Below are 26,528 nucleotides of genomic sequence, written 5' to 3'. Positions count from 1 at the left end.
AAAATTCTCCGATTAGCTTGGTTTTAACATTGGGTCTGTGTAGGTGCCGTGTCGTAATCAGTTTAAAATACGTAAACTAGATCATCTGCAGGTTAACAATAGGGAGGAATGAAGGGATGTACCCAAATAATTTCTATAATGGTTATCACCAGGTACAAGATGATTATACTGAACAAAACTACTACAACCCTTATGAGGAGCAGCACAGTTTTAATCCGCAATTTCATCAAACTCAAGAATCTTTTGTTCAACAGGAATTTGATCCGGACCGTCAACCACCTCAGGTTCGGCAGTTAGAACGAAGGGTGAATCAGTTGGAAAGTCAATTCAACCAATTGAATCGGGAAGTGAATCGACTTTCTAATCAAGTGAATCGCCATACGAATCGTTTAAACAGATTGAATCAGAGACTTAGAGCTGTAGAAAATAGATTGGTAATACCATTTTTCCCTCAATTTGATGGATTTTAAGATCGGTTCACTATAGAGCGTTGATGCCTTCCGATAATCAAATGTTGAAACGGGAAGGCTCAATACATATTTGAAAAAAAACCTTTTTTATAAAACTTTTTCTCCCAAAGTGTTTCTTTCAATCTCCTAAAATCCGCATGTATTGCCACCTCACCTAATATAGTAATATTAATGAAGTTAATCCGACATTTGAAAAAAATTAACGATTTTCGTAATGAAGGAGAGGGTGAAATGCTACATATCGTCGCTTGCATCAAGCAAGTGCCTGATACGAAAATCATCAAGATGAATCCAAAAACAAACACCATGGATCGTGCCAGTGCACCGGCGATTTTGAATCCTTATGATGAGCATGCAGTAGAGGAAGCTGTCCGAATTCGAGAAAGATACGGGGGCACGGTTTCTGTCTTAACAATGGGTCCGCCCCCAGCAGTTAAAGCGATTAAGAAATGTATTGCAATCGGAGCAGATGAGGGGTACATGATCTCTGACCGAAAGTTCGCAGGGGCAGATACGCTCGCAACAAGCTATGCTCTCACAAAGGCTTTAGAGAAAATCTCACAAATTAAACCGGTCGACCTCGTCATCTGTGGAAAGATGACCATTGATGGTGATACCGGACAAGTTGGGCCGGGTATAGCCAGACGTCTTGATATTCCACCGCTGACCTCTGTCAAGAAAGTGGAGGAAGTAAATAAGCAGGATGGGTACGTGATCGTTCATAGAAAGATTGAGGACGGACATGAAGTCATACAATCATCTTTGCCGTGTTTGCTTTCTGTGGAAAAGGAAATCAATGAAGTGCCATACGCTTCGTTTCCAAACATGCTGAAGGCAACACGTTATGATCCTCATATATGGTCTGTAGATGATTTAGAAGATGTCGATATTAAGCAACTAGGCTTAAAAGGATCACCGACCATTGTTGCAAAAGTATGGGCTCCACCTAAACCAGAAGGTGGAAAAGTCCTGGAAGGTAATCCTGCAGAAAAGGTAGAGCAGTTAATTTCCGTTCTTTTAGAAAGGAAAGAGTTATTTGAAGGAAGGGGGCGAGCGTAATGAACCTAGAGGAGTACAGTGGAGTGTGGGTGTTTATTGAAGAGAAAAATGGTGAAATTGCGCCCGTTTCACTTGAATTACTTGGTGCAGGACGTCGTCTTGCTGATAAGCGTGACTGCAAACTGTCAGGGATATTAATAGGAAATAACATTTCACATCATGCAGCAACTGTCTTTGAATATGGTGCTGATACGATCTATGTTTACGACCAACCCATTTTCAATGACTACCGTACTGAATCTTATATGAAAGCACTCCTCCATTGCTGTGAAAAATATAAACCTGAAATCATTCTATACGGTGCTACTTCAACAGGCAAAGACCTCGCTAGTGCTGTTGCAACAGACCTCCCTACGGGGTTAACTGCTGATACGACTGAACTTGATGTCGAAGAGGATACTGGATTATTACTTGCTAGTCGCCCAGCGTTTGGCGGTAATATCATGGCTACAATTTTATGTAAAAAATATCGACCGCAGATGGCCACAGTACGTCCAAAAGTAATGAAGGCACTACCTCCAGAGATTGGCCGAACAGGAACCCTAATTAGGGAACAAATCCTTTTGAATGAAAGTGATATCCGTACAAAAGTACTTGAAATCGTTACAGACACAACTAAAAAAGTCCGTATTGACGAGGCTGATATTATTGTTGCCGGTGGGAAAGGGTTAGGAAGTGCAGAAGGTTTTCAGCTCGTTCATCTTTTAGCTGAAACATTGGGCGGTGCTGTCGGTGCGAGTCGTGATGTTGTGGAAGCAGGATGGATTGAGCACCATCACCAAGTGGGACAAACGGGTGTAACCGTAACACCGAAGATCTATTTTGCAATTGGTGTCTCGGGAGCCATCCAACACCTTGTCGGGATGCGGAACTCTAGTCTAATTATTGCAATCAATAAAGACCCGGAAGCCGCTATATTTGAAGCATGTCACTATGGAATCGTCGGAGATGCCTTTGAAATCGTACCCCTTTTAGTAGAACAATTCAAAAAGTCCATGGCAGGAGAGGAGGTCAAACATGGCGGAAAGGTTTGATTGCATCGTCGTAGGAGCAGGCCCTGCTGGAATCTCATGTGCCTTTGAATTAGCGAAAGGTGGTGCGAGTGTTTTACTTTTAGAACGAGGTGAGTATCCAGGATCGAAAAACGTCATGGGTGGTGTTTTATACCGGAAAATGATGGAGGACGTCATCCCAGGGTTCTATAAAGAAGCTCCTTTGGAACGTCCAATAGTTGAACAACGATTCATGATGATGGATAAGGAATCTGCGGTTACTTTCGGATACAAGGGTATGGAATGGGGCCAAGAGCCATATAACAATTTCACCGTTTTACGTGCGAAGTTTGATCAATGGTTTGCTTCGAAAGCGGTTGAACAGGGAGCTATACTCGTAAATGAAACCGTTGTTACTCAGTGTATTGTCGAAGAGGGCAGAGTAGTTGGTGTAAGAACGGACCGGCCAGATGGAGACATCTATGCAGATGTTGTTGTATTGGCTGATGGTGTCAATTCACTACTAGCAAAATCACTAGGTTTTCATAAAGAATATCGACCAGATGAAGTCGCGCTCGCCACAATGGAAGTATTGAAGCTTGATAAAAAAACAATTGAAGAACGGTTCAACCTAGAACCCAATCAAGGATGCACAATTGAACTGTTTGGAGACGCTACAAAAGGAATTTTGGGCACAGGCTTTTTATACACGAACAAAGACACGTTAAGCATCGGTGTCGGAACGTTACTTTCCGGGCTGATTAAACATAAGATAAAACCATATGAATTATTGGAATATGTAAAAAACCATCCAATGATTCGTCCCTATCTTCACGGAAGCGATCAGCAAGAATATTTAGCCCATCTTATTCCAGAAGGTGGCTACAAATCAATGGGGAGGGTTGTCGGGAACGGGGTCATTGTTGTTGGCGATGCCGCCCAACTTGTCAATGCCATACACCGAGAAGGATCAAACTTAGCGATGACCTCAGGAAGAATTGCTGCTGAAACGATTCTTTTAGCAATGGAAGCGGAAGATTTCTCTGAGGCTTTATTAGACCGGTACCGAGTTAAACTAATGGAGAGTTTTGTTGGTCAAGATATGAAAAAATACAAAGATTCAACTCATCACTTCGATAAATTTCCTCAATATTTTGATCAATATATTCCGATGATGAACCGTGCAGCAAGTCAAATGTTTACCGTTGATGGATCATCAAAATGGGAGAAGCAAAAAAAGATATGGAAAGAGGTCGGTACAGCTAGAGAGAAAATCAAAATTGCTCGAGATGCATATCGAGCTTGGAGGGTGATGAAATAATGGGTGAGGAGAAAAAGGGGCAATCCATTGAAGAGAAACAGTATACAGTCCGTTTTAATGCTGACACGAAATCCCATCTCCATGTTAAAGACACGGATATTTGCCTAACGAGTTGTCCAGATAAGATTTGTACAATTTTCTGTCCAGCGGAGATTTATAAATGGGAAGATATCCGGATGCATATCGGGTACGAAGGCTGTCATGAATGCGGAAGCTGCAGAATCGGCTGCCCACACGAAAACATAGACTGGGTTTATCCAAAAGGCGGGCACGGGATTATCTTTAGACTAGGATAAGGGTATATCTATAGGAAGATGATGAAATGATGAAGTGAAATCATAATGGAAGTGGTTACCTCGTTACGGGTTACTGCTTCCTTTTTTTAATCAATGAAAAAGGGGGCTATAACTAATCGTCTCGAACAGCTGAAATATCCATATCCTAGCTGATAAATGATTAAGTTTAGCTGTAAGTCCAGAGAGAGTGTTACTTAAAATTGGAGTTTCAGATAAATTTCATACAGTTATAGGGTCTAAAAAGGTGGGAGGTGCCGTGGAGGTCATCTTAATTTGTTATCTAGCAAAGTGGGGTTATATGTACATCATTTCACATAATCGTGCAAAAAGAGAATCAAGTGTATATACTCGATTTTCTCTCTATTCAGCTTTGACCGAATCAATTGTGATTTCACAGAACTGATCATTCTTAGCTTTCATTTCTAGTTCCCTGACGTATTCAGTTGCTTCATGTATACATTGAAAAGCATCGGATACATAAAAAGGTTGCATATAGTTGAATCCTCCACAATTTTTGGAAGGAAAAACGGAAATATTCCACTCATATCTTCCCGTTGCTTTATCAGATTCAGACCCTACTAAGGCGAACAGCCAGTGTGTACATTTTTCAACATGCTCTTCATCTGCCAAACTATTTGCCACACACAATTGATCCGCTTCACCAATCAAGACGAGTGAACGTTGATAAAACTCATTATAGTTAAAGATTTGTTTCATGGGCACCACTCCTTATTCATAGTAGAACCGCCTGTACTAATAGGGGTTGTTCAAAAAGTCCGGTAAAAATAGCTGACGAATTTCTTCGTTACTCGATCTCTCCAGTCCTCACGTATTAATAGCATACGTTCCGGTCCTCGAGATTATCGTGCCTCGAACTTCTCGACTCTTTTTGTCCTCCTTTTAGAACACGTACTATTAAACAATATTGTCTGTTATATAGTATATGAATGAAGTCGTGAAAAGATCTATAATTTTTAAAAAATTTCAAGTATTCGTGTTAAATCGCTTAAAGAGAAGCATGTTGGACTAAGAAAAGCGCAAGCGCTCTGCTTAGCCACGAAGGTCACTGGAAGACCGACGAGGAGGCTCGGTCCAAACAAGTTCGGCCCTGCGTGGGAATACACAGGATGCAAATCAGTGTGTTGCCGCCGCAGGAGGACTGAAGTGATCCAAGTGGCTGGGCGCTGGAGCTAGACATCACTTCTATGCCTACAAAATTTTATACTTTCTTACCTTTCGAGAAAAACCGCTTGAACGAGTCAAACGGTTTTCTTTCATGTATATAGAATTTATTCATCTTCAAATAATTTTTCACCACGGTGGAGGCGCATGGCAATTCGAGCAGTATGTGGCATTTCCCTTGCAGTCGGTGCATGGCCAGCAAGATACCGGGTTAAAGCAAGGATTAAGGTTTCTAGTGCATAGTCCACAAACTCTGAATCTTCTTTTTCCCATCGATCGTGTTCAACCATCGCAGCTTCATACATTTGGAAGGTATGAAACTCTGCATCTTCTCGAAGTAGGGCGTGACCAAGGGTGTTAAAGAGTGGCTTCTTATCACCACCGTGTCCGAGATAGGTTATGACCCATCTCGCTGATTCTGCGACTTGTTGTTGTTCGTTCATGATGTCTAGCAATTCAGCTGGATTCTGTGGTTCACCTTTTGTTTCAGCTGGCTTAGGCCGTCGTGCGGAAGGTGTATTTAGAAAACGATCCAAGTAGACACTCATCGCACCATGAAAAATAGCCCGTGTTAATTCCACTGATGTTGAGCGATGCAATGACTCATGAACAGCATGTGCATGGGTGAATGTGTGAAGCACTGTGATCCAATCGCTAAAGTCATTTTGAACATGGAATCTTGCAACTCTTTCTGCCGCCGCCAATGTTACCAGTTGCGCCAACCGAGTAGGGGATACACCCGACTTTAAAGAGTTAACAAGCACCTCAATCGTTTTCAATGGATCATCTGATAAAATTTGATTTACCATGCTTTTCCCATCTAAAGTAAGGTTACCTTCCGAAGGGGCAGTTGCATGAATACTAGGTAATTCTTCAGTACCCTGAAGAATACTAGGTAATTCTTCAAAGGCTTCTTTTAATGGTTTAACTAAGTTAATCGGTGATTGCCAGCTATGGGATTCTTCACTACGAGATACATTAGAGATCCCAGGTAATAAAGATGATAACACATAAGGTCGGTGTTCATCGCCAATCTTTTCAATAATTTCAAAGGCTTTATTGTGAAAGTCTAGTGAATGTCCTACGTCGATATAAAAGTGATCAGTTATCGCCGTCATCATCATATCGGTTAGCTTTTCGTTTGAAAATCCCGACTCAATAGATGTTAACAATACCCGTTCTGCACCCTGGGAATCTCGGACTTCTACACAATGACGATACCATTCAGAAAGCTGTTCAAAGGATTGCCTATTCATTTCATTCGTTACAGGCAGAGACCCAAGTAAAAATCGCGTACCCATACCTGAACTCTCACGTGCTACGTGTACTAACCCTTGATACAGGGCCAAAATTTGTCCGGTTTTATCCAATTTCGGTAAGATGTTCGTCATCGCAGTTAGTATTGTTAATCCGGAGCGCCATCCGCTTTGGCGATGCGTTGTTCCGAATTCAACACCAACCTTTGCAATTTCTGTAGGCTGTACACCAGCTTCCATCAATCCAACAACAGCCTTTGCAATGACTAAACTTAAGCTTTGTTCTAATCCCTCACGTAACCTTTCTCTTAATTTACTTACTGTAACTTTGTTAAAAGGGATCGGATTCACAGAAACCTCACCATTTCTGATTTCGACCGGATAGGTTGGAACATCATCTGCCCAAGGATCCAATGTTCCTCCACTTTTGACATCAAAACGAGCGTGGTGCCAGTGACAGGTCAAAATTCCATCACATAAACTCCCTGTATGTAAGGGGAAACCCATATGTGGACAACGATTATCGACTGCATATACTTCGTTTCCCTGGACAAACACGGCTATCGCATGACTTCCACCCTTAACAATTTTGGCGCCTTCTTCTTTTAACGTATTCAATGAACCGACGTGAATCATTTCTGCCAATGTGATCACTCTCCCTAAAAAGAATTTCCCATTTTCTCCTTTTTACAGGAGGGGGGTTATCTATTACTTTATATTATCGATAAGGGAGTGTAATCCTTCATAAGTTTAGGTTTTTCTCATTCAAAAGTCGTAGCATGAGATTGATTTAACACTTTTTGAACAAGCTCTTATAAACATTCTTTCATTTATGAAACTATTCCAGTTTCTACAATTTCTACGCCTACATTAATCTCAATAGGAAGAGATGGGTATATTTCTTTCCATTTATTAATATCAAAACCCCTAACCTGACTGTTGTACGTATTTCCTAAACCGAGTGGATCTATATTATATTCCTGGAAATCTTGAACCATTATCTCACATTGTTTTTGAAAAAACTTCTCAAATCTTTTTTCCATCAGTTCAACCATTTTAGGTGATTGCAGAACGTCTAAAGAGGACACCTCATTAATAATACCCGTAATTTCAATGTCAATCCTAACCTTAGAATCACTACCTTTACCTTTCACATGATACTTAACCGAAGATCCGATATTCTCCATGACGATATGCCTGTTCTTAAACTCTACTTCCTGTGTCCCTTGTTGAAATTTTTCTTTCAGGATTTTAAAAATAAAACTTTTTGAAAAGGGGATAGAGTGAACCATCTTCCCATCCTGGAAGAGGGCAATACCGGTTAGCCTTACATAGTTTTCTTCCTGTGCAAGTAGTGGAAGATATCCGTCCATACCTTTAGCATGATAGGCATATAAAAATTGATGAAGATTCGTTGTAGGAAAGTTTTTTTCCATATTGCCTCTGATTAACCCCGTAAGATATTTGGCTGCTGTTTCTGTTTCTGAGTATTTCCCTTTAATGAAACCCTCTGTACTTCCTTCAACAACTCCAAGAATAATATCCCTGCCCACCTGTGGATCTCGTCCTAAGTTATCAAGAACCTCTCCAAGGCCATTTTGAGCAAGCTCCTCATTATAAAGAGATAAGGCCAATTTTCCGACCGTTAGTGGTTTTGAGGATTTCGTTTGAAGCTTAGCATGAACCTCTTTAACAGTGTTAGCGGTACTTGATAAATATTTTTCCTTCATAGATCCACCTGTTTCTAACCGTCCAAATTGCGGTATAGAAATTGTGCCACGTATCTGCTCATCATCAATATAATCATATCCAGCTATCAATATCGTATCTACATCTTCGACACTTGTGCTCGGTACACATGCCGTTAACAGGAATACGAAACAAGACAATAGTAAGATTCTTAGCACGTTCGAATTCATTTCCGATTCCTCACTTTATTTACTAGCTTGGTCAATATAAACAACACGGGTATATAAAGAAGAACATAAAAGCCAACGATTCCCGTGTATTTATTCAATAGGTCGATGGATTGACGGTCCCCTAATAATCCCGTCGCCAAAAAAGTAATAAAAAAATATACCCAGAGAAATTTTTTCTGTCTACATTTGAAGATCCGCTTCAAGACTCGAGTTGCTGCCCATAAGGCCAGACAAATATTCGGGATAATGATGTACACCCACATGGCAATTCCGACATACTCGAATCGCTCAATAAAAGGAAACTCAACGATTTTCCATAGGGTAATTGTTGCCCAAATCATATGTTGAAGTTGATCTTCATTATAATAAACGAAGGAAACGAGTGCGCTCCCTAAATAGATTAGGACGGTGAAAAAAACGCCAAAATGGGCCCATTTCCTAGATGATTGCGGATACTTTAGAAATGGGTAATAAATAAGTAATAATTCGATCCCCAAAAAGCTTAACGTTGCGGTTTTGACAGACTTTAATATGTCAGATAACGAATGATCAACGACTGGAAAGAGATTCTCGACATTAGCAAGCTGGATCGGAAAATATTTGAGCAAAAGGATAGGTAAACCCAACACGGTACTGATCAAACAAATCGCGACAACAACTCTAAAGCCGCCTGCCACAAAATAGTAAATAATCGACAAGAATATAAACGTAAAGATCCAAACATTTAACCTTGGAAAAATCCATACCTGGATAACTTCTATAAAGGTACGGAGGACTGTAACACTCAGTAACAATAGGTAGAGGCTGAAAATAATGCTTAGAAAATGTCCCGCATACTTACCAAAAACATCCCGGTGAATAGATACAAGATCACCTTTACTATCTTCTAATATTTGAAAAATCATCCACAATAAGATATGGAGGATTCCACCTGCTATTAAAATAGAAATCCATCCATCGTAACCTGCATCACGGGCTATATAACGTTCGAATCCAAGAATTCCTACCCCTACTTGCATTGAATTAATTAAAAAGAAGGCAGAGGACGAAGTAACCAGTAAATTTTCAGGAATAGAAAGGGAACCGGCTTCGTTTTCACGAGTTATTTTACTCATCAATATCCCTCTTTTCATTTGCACGCTTTGGATTGAAACGTGTTGAGTCAACTGGTCGGGTTTGCATTGGACGTTTCGATTGTTTATTGAAAGGTAATCGAACAAATGCATCCTTTAAATCACGAATACGAAAAGGATATAATGGTGCAAAAAATGGCCTTCCTAATGATTGCAATTTTGTTAAATGACCGATAAAAAATGCCATGCACATGGAAATACCTATTAATCCATACCATTGCGCCCCAATCAAGAACGGGAAACGAATTAGACGGATGGTGTTACCAATTTGATATACCGGAGTTGTAAACGATGCGAGAGCTGCTAGAGCCACAATGATCAGTAGCACATTACTAGTCAAACCGGCTTCAACTGCAGCTGTTCCAATTACGATACCACCCACGATACCAATTGTCTGACCGACCTTTGTTGGTAGTCGTGCACCCGCTTCACGAAGCAATTCAATGGTTAGCTCGAGGATAATCACCTCTAATATTGGTGGAAAAGGAATATCCGCTCTAGAAGTAATGATTGTTGACATTAGATCCTCCGGGATCATTTCATGGTGGTACGTTAAGATTGCGACATATAAAGGGGTAGTCAACACTGAAAATATAACGGCAAATAATCGAAGCAGTCGTAATGCTGAGGCTAAATGCCACGTTAAATAATAATCATCAGAAGCAGAGAAAAATTCTACAATAGTGGTCGGACCAGTAAGTCCAGATGGTGAACCATCTACTAAAATTGCAATTTTCCCTTCGGTAAGGACCCCTGATATACGGTCAGGTCTTTCTGTATCCAATAACTGCGGGAAAGGGGAATTTGAATTATCAGAGATCATTTGGGTAATAAAGGAACTGTCAATGATTTGGTCATATTCAATATCCCCTATTCTTTGCAGGACGGTATTTACGTTTTCCATATTGGCAATACCATCTATGTAAACAATTGCGACACGGGTTTTCGAAACCTTACCAACGACTAATTCTCTTACGGTTAGCTCGGGCAGAGGCAATCGTTTTCGAATAAGGTTTAGGTTCGTATCTAAAGACTCTACAAAAGCTTCCTTAGGTCCGACCACACTAAACTCAACCTCGGGAGTCGTTACCTTACGCGTCTCCACAGTTGCAGCCGGAATAAGAAGAACCTCATCATCTGTAACCTTTATTTGGATCATGATATTACCTTGCATTATTTTTCTGCGGATTTCCTCAAGATCAGATGTTATAGTGATATTTTCAACTGGAATTTTATCCTTTATCTGATCCAACGTATGCAATGCATTATTTTTAAGAATTGGTAATACTGATTGATGAAGAAATCCTTGTTCATTTATCGTTTTTATGTAATAAAGAAAGCAATTTGTAGGTCCAGAATGGTGATATGTTACAAAGTCTTTGGATTGTTTAAGTTTCTCAATTAAACCCTGAAGTGAATCCCCTTGCTTTGTTTCATTTGCTTTCCACGATTTGAATTCTTTGACCCGTTTCATCTTTTTCCACATGCAAAAATCCCCTCACTATGATGCACCTTGGTTCAAAATATACCTAAAAGTATGTGTTCAAAAAGGAGAAAAAGAGCCACCAATTAAAACCGTTACGTTCTGTGCAAGTCCGAGGCATCGAATAACTATGAAATTCGACAGCTACTGATAGGAAGTTCGACTAAACTCATCATGTCCTGTGATAACATCGAACTGACTAACGTCCTGTTAGCCTCCGGACTTTTTGAACATCCTCTTAAAAGTTTTTCTCTCCTTCATTTTGAACAGGAGGGTAATAAATTATACCCGCTTTGGAGAATATAGGAAGACTTAAGGAGGAGGATATTTTCATGTTCTTCGCATTGGTCGGTTATATAAGTCCGTTAGCAATCATTCTGTTGTTTTTCATTTCATCCTATTTCGTAATGTATTCTTTGGCTAAGATCTTATTGATGATATTTGTCTCGTGGATAATGATCCTTCCATTTATCTTGCTCTATAAAGAGGAAGTAGTGGACTATAGAAAAATGATTGATCAAGAAAAAAATCAGCGGTGAATCATCTTCACGTATTCGAGTAATGAGAAAGAAAGAAGACTCAGCTAGCACCCTGATTTTTTTGTGAATAATTTTCTCAATTCCGTGCAAAGTACATAATTAGTCAATACTATAATCGCTGACACTATTTCATATAAGGAGGGATAAATATGGTCCTAAATGTTTCTCAGAAACTTATTAAAGAACATCTTGTATCAGGTGAGATGATTTCGGGTAATGAAATCGGTTTGAAAATTGACCAAACACTTACACAGGATGCAACCGGTACGATGGTAATGCTTGAACTTGAGGCAATGAACCTAGAACGTGCCAAAACTGAGGCATCTGCACAATATGTGGATCACAACATCATTCAAGAGGATAGTAAAAACCCGGATGACCATTTATTTTTACAAAGTGCAACAAGGAAATTCGGTTTGTATTTCAGTCGCCCCGGGAACGGAGTCAGTCATCCGGTACACATGCAACGATTAGCAAAACCCGGAAAGACATTACTAGGGTCAGATAGTCATACGTGTGCAAATGGTTGTATGGGAATGCTTGCAATGGGTGCAGGCGGAATAGATGTCGCTATGGCAATTGCAGGAGAACCGTTTTACGTAAAAATGCCCAAAATTTGGGGAATTAAGTTAACGGGGAAACTACGTGATTGGGTGAGTGCTAAAGATGTTATTTTCGAATTACTTCGACGCCATGATGTAAAAGGTGGCATTGGTAAAATCATTGAATATTATGGTCCTGGATTAAAAGGTTTGAATGCAATGGATAGGCATGTCATTGCGAACATGGGTGCAGAACTTGGAGCAACCGGGACCGTTTTTCCATCAGATGAAGAAATTAAGCAATTTTTAAAGAGTCAAAATAGAGAAGAGGACTGGGTAGAGTTGGTTGCCGACGAAGGGGCTGATTATGATCTTCTTGAGGAAATCAATCTTTCTGAAATCGAGCCACTTATAGCGAAACCTTCAAGTCCTGGAAATGTCGTACCTGTTAGAGAAATAGCTGGAGAACCAATCTATCAATCCTACGTCGGATCGTCAGCAAACCCAGGTTACCGCGATTTCGCAGTCACTGCTGAAATTGTAAAAGGAAGAAAGATCGCGGATGGGATTTCTTTTGACATTAACCCTACTTCACGGCAAATGTTGACGGATCTTGTTAGTGATGGACATATTGCAAGTCTTTTATCAGCTGGTGCTCGGTTACATCAGGCTGGCTGTAACGGGTGTATTGGCATGGGGCAAGCACCAGCTACTGGACGCAACAGTTTGCGAACGACTCCTCGTAATTTTCCAGGTCGCTCTGGAACTAGAGAAGATAGCGTATTTTTATGTAGTCCAGAAACCGCAGCAGCTTCAGCATTAACAGGGAAAATTACTGATCCAAGAACGCTTGGTTTTGATTATCCAAAAGTGAAAGAACCCGAACATCCAACCGTGGATGATACGATGCTCGACGAACCGGTTCCACTGGAAAAGGCTCGAGAAATTAAACTTGTTAAAGGGCCAAATATAGCTTCTATACCGAAAATGGATAGTCTTCCTGATGAATTGGAGATTCCTGTCTTATTAAAAATGGGGGACAACATCTCCACAGACGAAATTCTCGCTGGTGGTGCTCGAGTCCTTCCATATCGAAGCAACCTTCCGGAAATTAGTAAATTCACATTTGAAATCGTCGATGATTCTTATTATGAGCGTGCGATGAAAATTCAAAAGGAAGGACATGCAATCGTTGGAGGCTATAATTACGGGCAAGGCTCTAGCCGTGAACATGCTGCACTTGCACCACGATTTCTAGGTTTACGTGTTGCCTTGGCGAAAGATTTCGCCCGAATTCATTGGCAGAACCTTGTGAACTTTGGTGTATTGCCTCTTACATTTAAACATGAGGCGGAATATGAGCTCTTGGAACAAGGCGATGTTATTCAGCTGAGCAATTTGATAACACAACTCAAGCAAGGAAAAGAACTCACTGTTACGGTAAAGGGAAAAGCAAAGGAAATTAAAGTGAATCATTCAATGTCAGAGCGCCAGATTGAGATCATGTTAAAAGGCGGACTGATCAGTTGGGTAAGAGAACGACAGAAATGATTGTTCCAGGAAAAGGAGGATATCCCATGGTTAACAGAAATCAAATTTGTAAAGCATGTGACGGAACGGGCCTGCTAGCTGATGATGAAAGCTGGCAATACAGCTGTACGGTTTGTAATGGTGACGGTACTTTCACATCTGGAGATAGCCCTGAACCAGCTAAACCGTTTTCTGTAGATGAGAATAATCGCACATTGGAATAAGAAAAGCGCAAGCGCCCTGCTTAGCCACGAAGGTCACTGGAAGATCGACGAGGAGGCTCGGCCCAAACAAGTTCGGCCCTGCGTGGGAACATACATGGAGTAATTCAGTGTGTTGCCGCCGCAGGAGACCTGAAGTGATCCAAGTGGTTGGGCGCTGAAGCTGGACATTACATCCATGCCGCAAATTTTTATACTTTCTTTACTCATAGGAAAAACTAGGAGTGGATTTTATAAATCCACTCCTAGCTTTTGTCCTAAATACTTTTGCTATTATTGTTGAGGGGGTTGGGTAAAATCAGCTTTAACCTGCTGGATCTGAGCCGGATTGGCTTGTGCTGCTGGTTTATAATATCCTTTTTGGGTAGCAGCATGATAGAGAGCAAACTGACGTTGTTCATCTTCATTTCTCATTTGTTGTAATGTTTGTCTGAGCTGGGGGTTATCTGTTTGCGCTATAATGCTACCATACATCGTGATGCTACTATTTAAAGCCGATAAGTAATCATTAACCATATCTTTTTCATTCATTGGAACTCCTCCTTATCCTAAAAAGTTCATTAATTGTTGTTTATGGGCTTGAGAATCCTGGGCATCCTTTTGGAGCATTTGCTTTAATTGTGGGTCCGTACATTGTTCAGCATATGCCTGAAGCTTATGTGCGATTGTTTCATGTCCCCCAATTAGGTGGCGCAGGTTTTGTAACTCTAATTCATTTAAGGGCATACGAGTACCTCCTTTCGTTTTTATATTGATTACATACTTCATTATTCTTTTAATTAAAAGTTTTATTCGTTAAAGTTGAGTATTCAGCAGAAAAAGGGACAACTTAACGATGTAAAGTTCATCCGTTACAACCCATTTAGGTGGGAAAGTCAAATAATAATTGAGTTGAGATGCCTTTTTGGGGGATTTAATAAGCTTTAACCTACACCCCAAACATTAATTAAACTATGGAATCCGTTATATAGGCCACGGATTGAATTATATCGGTCACGGAATCCGATATATCGACCACGAACAGTAAAATAGTCCCGATTTCACTTTCCCCCTTGATGAAAAAATGTAAACTCCTAATGTACAAGAAAATGAACGGATCTCCATACGATGGCCGATCTGTTCTTTCTTACGTGGTTATAGGTGAGAAAGTATGAAACTTTGTGGGGGACATGGCGTAGAGTACAAGCTATCGGATGTACTCTGACCATAAAAGGATCTGAGTGGAGGTGTTCTTCCTTCACTCAGGCTTTTTTACACGTTTTCAGGTATTGCTTGTTCTGCATTAATAAATCCAAATCCGTAGTTGTTCGGGTCTTGACCTTCTTGTCGATCAGCCCCTTCAGTGAGCATCTTTTTCACTTGATCTGGAGTTGTATCAGGATTATTCTCTAGTATTAACGCTACAACACCTGCACAAATTGGAGTTGCCATCGATGTTCCAGAAAGAACAAAGTAGTCACCCTCAACACGACTTGATTTTTGAATCTTATCAAGATACGAATTCGGTGATCTTAGAGAAACGATATTCACACCAGGAACCAACAGATCTGGCTTCTGTAATCCATATATGGTAGGTCCTCTACTTGAAAAACTTGCGACATCATCGTCAGACTTGTCCACCGTATTAAGGTCATCTGAGGCACCAACTGTAATTACTCGATCGCTTAACGCAGGACTTGCTATCGTCTGTGGGCTTGGACCGCTGTTTCCTGCAGCGACACAAACGACAATACCACTTTCCCATGCCTTTTCGACACTTTGAACCATCGGATCCTTATTTTCATTTTCAAACTTTTGTGCTTCAGCTCCTAACGACATGCTAATGATGCGAATCTTATTTTCGGGATTCTCCTTGTTATGTTGTATGCACCATTCAACCCCTTGCATGATTGACTCCAATGTTCCAGATCCCATTTTATCCAATACTTTAATACCAACGAGATTTGCCTTTGGTGCTGGTCCTTTAAACTTGCCGTCAGATGCAGAACCATCTCCTGCAACATCTCCTGCACAGTGCGTTCCATGTCCATTATCATCATATGGAGCCGGCTTATCATTCACAAAGTCTACAAAGTCCACAATACGATCTTGTAAATCTTGGTGGGGATAGATCCCTGTATCGATAACCGCAACTGTTACATCTTTTCCGGTTAACTCTTGGTCGTTTCGAATAACGCTTTGAGCATTTGCAGAAGGGACGGCCACATCAAGCAAGGCTTTTACTTCTCTGTTTAAGTAAATCTTCTTGATATGAGGACATGAAGAGAGAATTTTCGCTAACATAGCGGGGGTAACATCCATACTGCAACAAGAAACGAATGAAAATGTATTTCTCATCTTACAACGTGTATGTGATCTAAACTGTTGATGAAGCTGGTGGCATCCTTCTTCAAAACTATTTTCCTCAAATTCTACGATAACGGAAACTTTCTTGATTGATTTAATTGAATTCTCTACCAGTGAATGTAAAAAACAAGGAATCCATGTAAATGGTCGATATAAATGCAACATTTGTTCTCGAAGTGGATGATCAAGTTTATGAGCATAGCTTCTTACCGTTTGCACCATTGAGTATCCAAACATACTTTTCACCTCTACTAATTTGTTATTTACTCTACTAGATTATGAAAAAGGGATAGGAATGGTGGCGGTGTTTGTCCAACAGATTTGATTTTAGACATGGGCACAAATTAATGTAGATGCGAGCATGGTAGATTTAGTGTATACTCTTATTTAGCGGAAAATTTAAAGAAAACTTGGCTAGCGCCAAGCCTTAGCGCTGGCGATCGCCTTAGTTGCACTTATACTATAGAAAGTATTTTGTACTTTCTTAACGTGTAAAGAAAACTTGGCAAAGCCAAGCCTTTAGGCGAAGTCAGAGCCGTAGTTGCGCTTATACTATAGAAAGTATTTTTATACTTTCTTAACGTGTCAAAAAAACATATACAGATTTCGGTGTCTTCTTGAACGAAGACTTAAAAGGGAAGTTGGTGAAACTCCAACGCGGTCCCGCCACTGTAATTGGGAGCTAGCTGCTTACTACCACTGTACGTAGGTATGGGAAGGTGCAGCCATGCGATGATCAAGAGCCAGGAGACCTGCCAAATCTGAAAGCACTTAGAAGCCTACGAGGATAGGAAGTGTACGAGATTCGACTGTTCAATAACTTACCGAATGAATCTTAATGCATCTTCTATTCTTATATGGAGATGTTTTTTTGATTTGTAGAGATGTTTTCGTTAATTATTTCGCACATTCATAATCAGGGGGATTAAAAAATGAAGAAGTTAGTATTACTCGTATTCTTACTATTATTAACGGTTGGAATTGTAGCAGGTTGTGGTGACGAGCAAAAACCTGCTGACGAGAACAACAATACAAGTGAAAATACGAAAGAACAAAATGGACAAACAGAAGAGTCTGCCTTTCCAGTCACCATTAAAGATGCACTGGATAAAGAGATAACGCTTGAAGAGAAGCCAGAGAAAATCGTCTCACTAATTCCTAGTAATACTGAAATTGCTTTTGCATTAGGGCTAGATGAAGAGATTGTCGGTGTATCGGATTTCGATACCTATCCAGAAGAAGCAACCAAGAAAGAAAAAATTGGCGGACAAGAATTCAATGTCGAAAAGATAATTTCTTTGAAACCAGATTTAGTATTGGCACATGGATCAAGTGCTCATAATTCAACAGAAGGACTACAGATGCTCCGTGATTCCGGGATTACAGTTCTTGTCGTAAACAATGCAGAAACCTTTGACCAGGTTTACGACTCTATTGAACTCGTAGGAAAAGCAACAGGAACACAAGAAAAGGCTGATCAAATTGTTAAAGGCATGAAAGATAAAATTAAATCAATCAAGTCGAAAGCTTCTGAAATAAAAGAACAAAAGACAGTCTTTATTGAGGTTTCACCTGCACCTGAAATTTATACACCTGGAAAAAACACCTTCATGCATGAAATGCTACAAATTATTAACGCCAAAAATGCAGCCAGCGATTTGGATGGTTGGCAGAAAATTGATGAAGAGGCTGTCGTTAAAAAGAATCCTGATGTAATCATTACTACATACGGCTATTACACTGAAAACGCAGCAGAAAAGGTATTAAAAAGAGATGGATGGCAAGATGTAACAGCGGTTAAAAAGGAACAAGTGTACGATGTCCATTCTGAACTTGTAACTCGTGCGGGTCCAAGGTTAGCAGAGGGAGTAGAGGAACTTGCAAAAGCGGTTTACCCTGAAGTTTTTGGCGACTAATAAAATTGCAGCTTACCTATCGGCTGTTCTATTTCTACTAGTGTCCATGCTTTTCGGAATTTCAATCGGTACAGTTTCCATCCCAGCAATGAGTATCATCCAAATTGTCGGTCATGAAATTTTCCCTTTCCTATCGATTGATCATGTTAATCCGATGTATACCAATATCGTTATGAATATTCGATTACCAAGAGTTCTATTAGCAAGCCTTGTCGGAGCTGCTCTCGCAATTGCGGGAGCGGCCTTTCAAGGTCTCCTTAGAAACCCACTCGCTGATCCGTACACGTTAGGTGTTTCTTCCGGTGCATCCGTGGGAGCTGTACTCACACTGTTTTTCCAATTTTCATTACCAGTGATCGGACCCTTTACATTACCAGTATTAAGTATCATTTTTTCTTTCATCACCATTTTTCTCGTTATCAGCTTTGCACGAAAAATCGAACGTTCAATGAAAGTCGAAACGATCATTCTAACGGGAATTATTTTCAGTTCGTTTCTCGGTGCACTAATCTCGCTCATGATTGCTTTAACTGGTGACGAATTAAGGCAAATCATTGGGTGGCTTTTAGGCAGTGTTTCAATGAGAGGTTGGGAATACATTAAGATTATATTGCCTTTCTTTCTACTTGGTTCAGTCATTCTTCTCCTCAATGCCAATGAACTGAATGCAATGTCTTTCGGGGAAGACAGAGCCCATCATTTAGGTGTTAATGTGCAACGGAGAAAAATGATTGTGTTAGCAGCCGGATCCATCTTAACCGGTGCTGCTGTTGCTGTGTCAGGAACGATTGGATTTGTTGGCCTTGTCATCCCCCACTTGACCAGATTGTTATGGGGACCGGATCATAAACATTTGTTACCACTTTCGATTTTAACTGGTGGTGGATTCTTGATTCTCGCCGACCTCGTCGCAAGAACGATTATATCGCCGACTGAGCTTCCAATCGGTGTCATCACAGCCATCATCGGCGCGCCAGTATTTGGTATTATTTTACTTAAAAGAAGATCGGAAAGTAGTGGTTAACCGTGCTAAAGGTACAACATCTATCAGGAGGATATGGAGGAACGTCCATCTTAAAAAACATCTCCTTTAACGTACGTAAAGGGGAAATGTTTGGGGTTCTAGGACCAAACGGCAGTGGTAAAACAACTCTACTTAAAATGGTTAGCGGTATTTTACCCTTTAATGATGGTGAGGTCGTTGTGGATGGATCTCCGTTATCCAGCTATTCTCAAAAGCAATTGGCAAAAATCATCGCTGTTTTGCCGCAGCATTCCGCTCAAGCCTTTTCCTACAGTGTGAAAGAAACTGTTTCCCTCGGTCGGTATGCCCACCAATCTGGCTGGTTTCAAACGTGGAGCGAAGAGGATGAAGCTATCGTTCAGAAGGTTATGGAACAAACAGGCATTACGGACTTTCATTCCAAAGACATTCAACAACTATCCGGTGGTGAGCGACAACGTGTTTTTTTGGCCCAAGCGTTGGCGCAAGAACCCGATATTTTACTATTGGATGAACCAACGAATCACCTCGACCTTTCTTTTCAAAAAGAACTATTGGACTTGTTAAAAAAATGGACTATGGAGAAAGGTCTTACGGTCGTATCCATTTTCCACGATTTGAATTTAGCTGGATTGTATTGTGATCGATTACTTTTGTTAGAGGAAGGGGTTATCAACGTACAACATACACCAAGTGAAGTGTTGCGAGAGGATCGAATACAAACCGTCTATCGTACAAAGATCCAGAAGCAGCCGCATCCAAAGGTTCCCGCACCCCAAATGCTCCTATTGCCGGATAAAATCTCCGGAAAGGAACAGGAAGTAACGATTGATTCATCGATGTTACATCTTTCTGAGGATCATATCGTCATCGAAACCCCTCAACCGTTAAGAACGATGTCTTCAGGTGTCATAGGTTCAGGAACTGGATGGCATCACACGTTCGTAAACCGACATGTTGGTCTGAATTATAATTGCAGCAATCACCGAACAGAAATGGCCGATTATCTAAAAGAAAATGGGTTTGAACCCGCAGACACTGTTGGGATGATGACTGCCGTCATGCTTAAAGATGTTTCTTCACTTTTTATAGAGTCAAATGGTTTTTCTGCCTTCGTTGTTGTCACAGCTGGCGTCGGTAATGCTGTCGATGCCTCCCATAGTGAACTCCACGATTATCGTCTACAGCCGGGTACCATCAATACATGGATCTTTATCAATGGGGATATGACTGAGGAAGCGTTCATTCAAGGGATTATGACAGCTACTGAATCAAAAGTAAAGGTATTACATGATCAACAGGTAATCGACTCTATTTCAGGAACCTTTGCAACTGGGACGTCAACAGACAGTATTTTAATAGCTTCTACTCAAAAAGGAAAGAAGCTTGAATTTGCAGGTACGATTACGCCGTTAGGTAAACTGATCAGCAAAGCTGTTTATGAATGTACAACCGAAGCGATTGTAAAGTACTACAAAAGGAAACAACAATGATCATTCACCATCTATTTTCTTTAACTTTAGCATATGCAATTGATTTTATCGTAGGTGATCCGCCTAATTGGCCTCATCCTGTTCGATGGATCGGAAACTTAATCGCTATATTAGAACGTAAATGGAATAAGGGTCCGTTTAGAAAACAAAAAGGAATCGGAATGCTCTTATATATTTTGCTGCTTGTTGGTGGAATCGTCAGTCTGATCGTCTGGGGAAGCTATTCCGTTCATCCGCTACTCGGGATTTTGGTAGAAGGAATGATCATCGCTACAACAATCGCACAAAAAAGTTTGAAGACGGCTGCTTTAGAAGTATTTATGCCATTGCAGAGTGGAGATATAAGGGAAGCAAGAAAAAAGCTATCATATATCGTTGGACGTGATACCGAACAGCTAAATGAAGCTGAAATTACTCGCGGTACAGTTGAGACTGTTGCAGAAAATACGAGTGATGGCATTACTGCACCATTATTTTGGGCTTTGTTCGGAGGAGCGCCTTTTGCCGTCATTTATAGGGCTATTAACACTTGTGATTCAATGGTTGGTTATCGTAACGAAAAGTATGAAGAGTTCGGCTGGGCCTCTGCGAAATTAGATGACCTTGTAAATTGGCTTCCGAGTCGATTGACCGGTTTTCTTATGTTTTTCTGCAAAAAACCTATACAACTAAGTCGAAGGGCTGCATGGGGAACATTATTTCGTGATGCTAAAAAGCATCCAAGTCCAAACAGTGGTTGGGGAGAAGCGGCAGTTGCTGTTTTACTAGGCATACAGCTTGGGGGCATTAACTATTACAACGGTGTGATTTCCAACAGAGCGAAGATGGGTGAACCGATTGTTCCCTTGCAAAGGAATCATATTTTACATGCAATCATGATTATGGCACGATCCGCATTTTTATTTATTTTAGCATTATGGATAGGAGGTTTTCTCATTGAATTGGCCATCACATGGTTCCAATCCCAATTATATTTATAAAGCTATGAATCTCAACATTCCAGACCTGATAATTGACTTTAGCGCAAATATCAATCCACTCGGACCTCCGAAAATATTAAAAGAAAATTGGCTCCGCCTTTTTGAAAAGGTAATCGACTATCCTGATCCGTACACCAGTACTCTGCAGGAGAAAATTTCTCTACATGAACAGATCGATAAGAACTTTTTACTAATCGGGAACGGTGGTGCCGAGCTTATTAATCTCGTTGCGCGAATGCTTACAAATAAACGAGTATTACTTATACAACCTACCTTTTCTGAGTACGAACAATCGTGCAAAACAAGTAATTGTTCGATTGTCTTTCATCAATTGCACAGTCCGAATTGGGAATTAAATGGGGAGGATCTTGTTGATCAACTTCAAGATGTGAATGCGCTGTTTTTATGTAATCCGAATAATCCCACAGGTGTTCAATATTCCCAAGCGACGATCGTCAGGTTAATCAAGCTATGTAAGGAAAAAGGGTGTCACCTCATATTAGATGAAGCCTTTTATGACATGACAGAAACCTATGATTCTATCGTTCCATTTGTAAAAGAGTATTCCAATCTAGTTGTCATTCGATCGATGACAAAGATGTTTGCGGTCCCTGGTCTCCGCCTTGGATATGCGATTGCGCATCCCGCAATTATCGATGAATTATCAAGCTACCAGCCCCACTGGAGTGTCAATTCGATAGCTTTAGCAGCAGCCGATCTATGCTTACAAGATACAAAGTTCATTGGAAATACACAAGAATACATAACGAATGAACGGAAAAAATTGTTTTCATTTTATCAAAGAGAAGGTTTGGTTCTTTCACCTTCAAGAGTCAATTTCTATCTCTTAAAAGACCCAGGTCTCAAGGATCAACTTCCACTTTTCCGGTTTTTGTTAGAAAGAGGTATTGTTCCAAGGCATACGGTTAATTTTCCTGGGCTTAAGGGTAGCTGGCTCCGTTTTGCAATTAAAAGTTCGGCAGATAATAATCAGCTAATGGAGGTGATAAAGGAATGGAAGAAACGCCGTCCTTGATTTTTATAACGGGTGGTGTAAGAAGCGGGAAAAGCAGCTTTGCTGAAAAAACCGCCATCCAGCTTGCGAAGAAATCAGGGGCGCATCTACATTACATCGCCACTGGTGTTCCTTCAGATCGCGAGATGCGAAAGCGAATTCAAAACCATCAACAACAAAGACAAGAGAGCATTATTCAGTGGCAGACCTGGGAGGAACCAAGAGAAATCAGTAAATATTCCCAGCACTTTTCGGAAAAGAGCATTATACTTCTTGATTGTTTAACAACGCTTTTGAACAATCACCTCTTTTCAACTGAATCAGAATCAATACCCGATACTGTGGAAAAAGCAATAATAAACGAGATCGATTCATTAAAGGATATTTGCCAGACATTAGTTATCGTCAGTAATGAAGTATTAAACGAATCGGTTCAGGATAACGCGCTTGTTTACACCTATAAAAAACTGCTAGGGAAGCTACATCAACAGCTTGTCCAACAGACAGATCAAGCCTATCTTGTAGAATCAGGAATACCAATTTTGATGAAAGGAGCAAAAGAATGAAAGGTGTCATGATACAAGGAACTGCTTCTGATGTTGGAAAAAGCCTGATCGTAACCGCATTATGTAGAATGTTTGCCAACGAAGGAACGAAGGTTGCGCCATTCAAGTCTCAAAACATGTCCAATAATTCATATGTCACGATCATGGGTGAGGAGATCGGACGAGCTCAAGGGATACAAGCAGAAGCCGCAAAAACGGATGCAACGGTTTGGATGAATCCGATTTTATTGAAACCGAGATCCGACCAGCAATCGGAAGTCGTTTTACTTGGGAAAGCAGTACAAACATTGTCCGGACGCGGGTACCGTGATTCTTTTTACGAGAAAGGGGTTAACGTCATTCACTCAGCACTTGAACACCTTAATAATGAATTCGATGTTGTTGTCATTGAAGGTGCAGGGAGTCCGGTTGAGGTTAATCTCAAGGATCGAGAGCTAGTAAACATGAAGGTTGCGGAGTTAGCAGACGTTCCTGTCGTATTAGTTGCCGATATTGATCGTGGCGGTATATTCGCTAGCATGATAGGTACACTGGAATTACTTACAACGGAAGAACGAAAGAGAGTACAGGGGCTGATTATTAATAAATTCCGTGGTGATTTAAGTTTGTTCGAGGACGGGATTCAATGGCTCGAAGAAAAAACCGGGATTCCGGTCCTTGGTGTACTTCCGTATATTGAGCAACATGGGATCGATGGTGAAGACTCGTTATCGTTACAAAATCAAATTCACAATCAAGTAAAAGGAGAAATTGACATTGTCGTTATTTATCTTCCTTTTATTTCTAATTATAGTGATATCGAACCATTCTCATTCGAATCAGACGTTTCGGTGCGCTGGGTCAAACATCCCTCTGAATTTGGTAAACCTGATGCTGTGATTATTCCAGGGACGAAAAGCACGATAAACGATCTCCAACATCTACAAGATGTTCAACTCGACCTATTGATCAAAGAATTCGTTACGGATGGCGGCAGTATTGTTGGGCTTTGTGGAGGCTATCAAATGCTCGGAGTCGAGATTTTTGATGAAGCCGGATCCGATACAGGAAAAGTGTCGAGCCATATTGATGGATTAAAGATCATTCCTGCAAAAACGACATTTCAACCTTTAAAAGAAACGGTTCAGGTAAAAGGTGCCTATCACCCTCAAACGAATTTAATAAAAAGGCGGTTAATTGAAGGCTACGAAATTCATCTTGGCAGGACCGTCCACACTGGACAAAGTCGACCATTTCTATTGTTAGAAGGTGAGAAGGAGGAGGGCTACTACAGCAACGAAGGAAAAATCATCGGTACGTATCTACATCACCTCTTTCATAACGACGAGTGGCGAAACGAATGGCTCAATGGAATCCGAAGCAGGAAAGGAGTCGAGCGGAAAGAAGTCGTCTATGCCAATGACTTGAAGGAGGATCGTTACGACCAACTTGCCACCCAATCAAAAGAACATCTCAATTGGGAACTTCTTAAACAGATAATAGAGCAATGGGGAGCAGCAACAAATGAAATACGTTAAAGGATTTTTGATTAACCTGCAATTTTTCACGATTATTCCAGTCCCTATAGAACTGCCTATGGATAAAAACCACCTAGACAAAGCAATAAAGACATTCCCATTACTAGGGTTATTGCAAGGTATTCTTTATTCCTTACTCTTGTATGTTCTTGTTCAATGGACTCCCTTTTCGTCTTTATCTATTGCTTTCGCGTTGTGGCTGGCAACAATCCTTGTAACGGGTGGTATACATCTAGACGGTTGGATCGATGCAAGTGATGCGTATTTTTCGTATCGCGATATAGAGAAACGTCTAGAAATTATGAAGGACCCAAGGACAGGTGCCTTCGGTGTTCTTTCGGTCCTCGTATTGTTAAGTGCAAGGTTTCTGTTCATCTATGAAGTGATTATCGATCCAATGTTCATAACGTACCTACTTATTACTTTCATCCCTTTTTTAAGTAAAGGGGTGATGGGATTACTAATCGTAACGGGGAGACCTGCAAAGAAAGAAGGGCTGGCCTCGTTATTTCGAAATGCTGTAACTCTAAAAGCATTATCGATTTATCCTGTTTACCTAGTCGTTGTTGGATTACTTCTTTGGACATTGGATGAGGTAACACTGATCCCAACGATCTTGCTGGTTGTAGTAGCACTTGTAGGATTTGTTTTTTTACGGATGAAAAGCATGAAGTGGTTTGGTGGTATTACTGGAGACGTGTTAGGTGCCTCAGTAGAAGGGATTGAATTGACTTTATGGATGAGCTTGTGGTTATTGCATTATTTCGTCATGGGGTAACAGAGGATAATACACGGAAAGCGTACTGTGGATGGACAGATTCACCATTATGTTCAGAAGAGCTAACCCGAATTCCTCCCTTCCATACAAGCTATAATAGCTATTTTTCCAGCGACCTAACACGTTGCAAGCAAACTTCAAATCTGCTCTTTCCAAATGCAACTCCCATACTCATACCAGAACTTAGAGAAATGCACTTTGGACAGTGGGAAGGGAAGACATATTCCGATTTGAAGGAATTAAAGGAATATCAAGAGTGGATCTCGAACCCTGTAACCTATTCACCACCTGAGGGAGAAAGCTTTAAGAACTTCACGGATCGAATTGAACATGGGTTAGGGAAGGTTGTTCACTCATTGATACAACAACCTCACACTCATAGTGCAGCAATTGTCACACATGGAGGCGTAATCCGTTACATTTTATCGAAGTATGCCCCTTCCAAAAAAACATTCTGGGAATGGCCAGTACCACATGGAAGAGCGTACGAACTACGATTTAAGAAAGAAGCATTAAGGAGGGGCGAGCGATGCACTTTGTTACAGGAGGTGCTTTTAACGGAAAACGAGCGTGGGTGTTAAAAACACTCATTACGGAGAGGAGCAACTTGAGCTGGATTTCGGCATACGACGGCCTAACCCTTCCGAATGATTTAACCCATATACAAGAAGGAACCATCGTCCTTGAAGGAATTGAAATGTGGATCAAGGAATTGACTACAAACTATCCGATCCAGCAATGCAGAAACCTATGGAATGATCGATTAATCAAGTGGAGTCAATGGGAGCATTCGCATGGAAATCGAAACGTAATTCTAATAGGAACAGACACCTCTAAAGGAATTGTACCTTTGGAAAAAGAAGATAGAACCTGGCGAGATGTTACTGGATGGTGTTATCAAGATTTGGCTTCAAAATCTGACCAGATCGATGTCATTTGGTATGGAATCAAACAAAAAATAAAGTGAGGGA

General features: G+C 40.7%; 26 protein-coding genes and 1 riboswitch. Of the genes, 18 read left to right on the top strand and 8 right to left on the bottom strand.

The features are described from left to right. Positions 1 to 116: 116 nt before the first annotated feature. The 5 genes from NON16_RS02800 to NON16_RS02780 all read left to right on the top strand — a co-directional run bounded on the left by NON16_RS02800 (position 117) and on the right by NON16_RS02780 (position 4,138). Entirely contained in the window at positions 117 to 470 is a 354-nt protein-coding gene (locus tag NON16_RS02800; RefSeq protein ID WP_257346919.1) for a hypothetical protein, read from the top strand. Between the two features lie 231 nt (positions 471 to 701). Then, positions 702 to 1,529: an electron transfer flavoprotein subunit beta/FixA family protein gene (locus NON16_RS02795; RefSeq protein WP_257346918.1), complete on the top strand. Its 828-nt coding sequence runs from the start codon at positions 702 to 704 to the stop codon at positions 1,527 to 1,529. Continuing rightward, positions 1,529 to 2,563 (top strand): electron transfer flavoprotein subunit alpha/FixB family protein, encoded by a 1,035-nt coding sequence (locus NON16_RS02790; RefSeq protein WP_257346917.1) that lies wholly within the window; start codon positions 1,529 to 1,531, stop codon positions 2,561 to 2,563. The genes NON16_RS02795 and NON16_RS02790 overlap by 1 nt, the downstream gene beginning before the upstream one ends. Further along, positions 2,547 to 3,842, top strand: a complete 1,296-nt coding sequence (locus NON16_RS02785) for an FAD-dependent oxidoreductase (protein WP_257346915.1) — start codon at positions 2,547 to 2,549, stop codon at positions 3,840 to 3,842. The genes NON16_RS02790 and NON16_RS02785 overlap by 17 nt, the downstream gene beginning before the upstream one ends. Then, on the top strand, positions 3,842 to 4,138 hold the full coding sequence (locus NON16_RS02780) for a ferredoxin family protein (protein WP_257346914.1): 297 nt from the start codon (positions 3,842 to 3,844) through the stop codon (positions 4,136 to 4,138). The genes NON16_RS02785 and NON16_RS02780 overlap by 1 nt, the downstream gene beginning before the upstream one ends. Before the next feature lie 360 nt (positions 4,139 to 4,498). Here NON16_RS02780 and NON16_RS02775 read toward each other — a convergent pair whose 3' ends face one another. The 5 genes from NON16_RS02775 to NON16_RS02755 form a co-directional block, all read right to left on the bottom strand. Beyond that, complete coding sequence (locus NON16_RS02775; RefSeq protein WP_257346913.1) at positions 4,499 to 4,855, bottom strand: hypothetical protein; 357 nt, start codon at positions 4,853 to 4,855, stop codon at positions 4,499 to 4,501. 572 nt (positions 4,856 to 5,427) lie between these two features. Next, the gene (locus tag NON16_RS02770) at positions 5,428 to 7,212 is read right to left on the bottom strand and encodes a Rieske (2Fe-2S) protein (RefSeq protein WP_372508735.1); all 1,785 of its coding nucleotides are present in this window, start codon (positions 7,210 to 7,212) and stop codon (positions 5,428 to 5,430) included. A 194-nt stretch (positions 7,213 to 7,406) separates the two neighbouring features. Next, the gene (locus tag NON16_RS02765) at positions 7,407 to 8,495 is read right to left on the bottom strand and encodes a Ger(x)C family spore germination protein (protein WP_257346911.1); all 1,089 of its coding nucleotides are present in this window, start codon (positions 8,493 to 8,495) and stop codon (positions 7,407 to 7,409) included. Then, positions 8,492 to 9,610, bottom strand: coding sequence for a spore germination protein (locus NON16_RS02760; RefSeq protein ID WP_257346910.1), 1,119 nt, complete (start codon positions 9,608 to 9,610; stop codon positions 8,492 to 8,494). Before NON16_RS02760 ends, NON16_RS02765 begins: the two co-directional genes overlap by 4 nt. Further along, complete coding sequence (locus tag NON16_RS02755) at positions 9,603 to 11,114, bottom strand: spore germination protein (protein ID WP_257346908.1); 1,512 nt, start codon at positions 11,112 to 11,114, stop codon at positions 9,603 to 9,605. The genes NON16_RS02760 and NON16_RS02755 overlap by 8 nt, the downstream gene beginning before the upstream one ends. Before the next feature lie 329 nt (positions 11,115 to 11,443). Between NON16_RS02755 and NON16_RS02750 the strand changes: the two genes are divergently transcribed. The 3 genes from NON16_RS02750 to NON16_RS02740 all read left to right on the top strand — a co-directional run bounded on the left by NON16_RS02750 (position 11,444) and on the right by NON16_RS02740 (position 13,946). Then, the gene (locus NON16_RS02750) at positions 11,444 to 11,650 is read left to right on the top strand and encodes a hypothetical protein (protein WP_257346906.1); all 207 of its coding nucleotides are present in this window, start codon (positions 11,444 to 11,446) and stop codon (positions 11,648 to 11,650) included. A gap of 149 nt (positions 11,651 to 11,799) precedes the next feature. Beyond that, positions 11,800 to 13,743 carry an aconitate hydratase gene (locus tag NON16_RS02745; RefSeq protein ID WP_257346904.1) on the top strand — a complete coding sequence of 648 codons (1,944 nt, stop codon included), beginning with the start codon at positions 11,800 to 11,802 and terminating at the stop codon, positions 13,741 to 13,743. 26 nt (positions 13,744 to 13,769) lie between these two features. Next, positions 13,770 to 13,946, top strand: coding sequence for a hypothetical protein (locus NON16_RS02740; protein ID WP_257346902.1), 177 nt, complete (start codon positions 13,770 to 13,772; stop codon positions 13,944 to 13,946). Between the two features lie 270 nt (positions 13,947 to 14,216). Here the strand turns inward: NON16_RS02740 and NON16_RS02735 are convergent, their stop codons facing one another. The 3 genes from NON16_RS02735 to NON16_RS02725 all read right to left on the bottom strand — a co-directional run bounded on the left by NON16_RS02735 (position 14,217) and on the right by NON16_RS02725 (position 16,526). Next, a complete protein-coding gene (locus NON16_RS02735; protein ID WP_257346901.1) occupies positions 14,217 to 14,474 on the bottom strand; it encodes a spore coat protein in 258 nt (85 codons plus the stop codon). A 12-nt stretch (positions 14,475 to 14,486) separates the two neighbouring features. Beyond that, entirely contained in the window at positions 14,487 to 14,669 is a 183-nt protein-coding gene (locus NON16_RS02730) for a hypothetical protein (RefSeq protein WP_257346899.1), read from the bottom strand. A gap of 525 nt (positions 14,670 to 15,194) precedes the next feature. Then, positions 15,195 to 16,526, bottom strand: a complete 1,332-nt coding sequence (locus tag NON16_RS02725; RefSeq protein WP_257346896.1) for a S8 family peptidase — start codon at positions 16,524 to 16,526, stop codon at positions 15,195 to 15,197. 352 nt (positions 16,527 to 16,878) lie between these two features. Then, positions 16,879 to 17,063: riboswitch (cobalamin riboswitch) on the top strand. Positions 17,064 to 17,221: 158 nt separating this feature from the next. Between NON16_RS02725 and NON16_RS02720 the strand changes: the two genes are divergently transcribed. From NON16_RS02720 to NON16_RS02675, 10 genes are read left to right on the top strand one after another with little or no spacing between them, the layout of a single operon-like run. Further along, entirely contained in the window at positions 17,222 to 18,205 is a 984-nt protein-coding gene (locus NON16_RS02720) for an ABC transporter substrate-binding protein (protein WP_257346894.1), read from the top strand. A gap of 46 nt (positions 18,206 to 18,251) precedes the next feature. After that, positions 18,252 to 19,229, top strand: coding sequence for a FecCD family ABC transporter permease (locus tag NON16_RS02715; protein ID WP_372508734.1), 978 nt, complete (start codon positions 18,252 to 18,254; stop codon positions 19,227 to 19,229). Between the two features lie 2 nt (positions 19,230 to 19,231). Next, the gene (locus tag NON16_RS02710) at positions 19,232 to 20,701 is read left to right on the top strand and encodes an adenosylcobinamide amidohydrolase (RefSeq protein ID WP_257346890.1); all 1,470 of its coding nucleotides are present in this window, start codon (positions 19,232 to 19,234) and stop codon (positions 20,699 to 20,701) included. After that, entirely contained in the window at positions 20,698 to 21,681 is a 984-nt protein-coding gene (cbiB, locus tag NON16_RS02705; protein WP_257346888.1) for an adenosylcobinamide-phosphate synthase CbiB, read from the top strand. The genes NON16_RS02710 and cbiB overlap by 4 nt, the downstream gene beginning before the upstream one ends. Next, the gene (gene cobD / locus NON16_RS02700; RefSeq protein ID WP_257346886.1) at positions 21,638 to 22,717 is read left to right on the top strand and encodes a threonine-phosphate decarboxylase CobD; all 1,080 of its coding nucleotides are present in this window, start codon (positions 21,638 to 21,640) and stop codon (positions 22,715 to 22,717) included. Before cbiB ends, cobD begins: the two co-directional genes overlap by 44 nt. Further along, a complete protein-coding gene (locus NON16_RS02695; RefSeq protein WP_257346883.1) occupies positions 22,696 to 23,262 on the top strand; it encodes a bifunctional adenosylcobinamide kinase/adenosylcobinamide-phosphate guanylyltransferase in 567 nt (188 codons plus the stop codon). Before cobD ends, NON16_RS02695 begins: the two co-directional genes overlap by 22 nt. Beyond that, positions 23,259 to 24,779 (top strand): cobyric acid synthase, encoded by a 1,521-nt coding sequence (locus tag NON16_RS02690; protein ID WP_257346882.1) that lies wholly within the window; start codon positions 23,259 to 23,261, stop codon positions 24,777 to 24,779. Before NON16_RS02695 ends, NON16_RS02690 begins: the two co-directional genes overlap by 4 nt. Then, positions 24,766 to 25,557, top strand: coding sequence for an adenosylcobinamide-GDP ribazoletransferase (gene cobS, locus NON16_RS02685; protein WP_257346880.1), 792 nt, complete (start codon positions 24,766 to 24,768; stop codon positions 25,555 to 25,557). Before NON16_RS02690 ends, cobS begins: the two co-directional genes overlap by 14 nt. Next, a complete protein-coding gene (locus tag NON16_RS02680) occupies positions 25,515 to 26,138 on the top strand; it encodes a histidine phosphatase family protein (protein WP_257346878.1) in 624 nt (207 codons plus the stop codon). Before cobS ends, NON16_RS02680 begins: the two co-directional genes overlap by 43 nt. Next, positions 26,087 to 26,524 (top strand): bifunctional adenosylcobinamide kinase/adenosylcobinamide-phosphate guanylyltransferase, encoded by a 438-nt coding sequence (locus tag NON16_RS02675; protein WP_257346877.1) that lies wholly within the window; start codon positions 26,087 to 26,089, stop codon positions 26,522 to 26,524. The genes NON16_RS02680 and NON16_RS02675 overlap by 52 nt, the downstream gene beginning before the upstream one ends. The last annotated feature ends 4 nt before the right edge of the window (positions 26,525 to 26,528 follow it).

The sequence above is a fragment of the Pseudalkalibacillus decolorationis genome, assembly GCF_024609785.1.
GTDB lineage: Bacteria > Bacillota > Bacilli > Bacillales > Fictibacillaceae > Pseudalkalibacillus > Pseudalkalibacillus decolorationis.
Note: the sequence above shows the minus strand (reverse complement) of the source record. Positions and strands in the feature narration are given on the sequence as shown.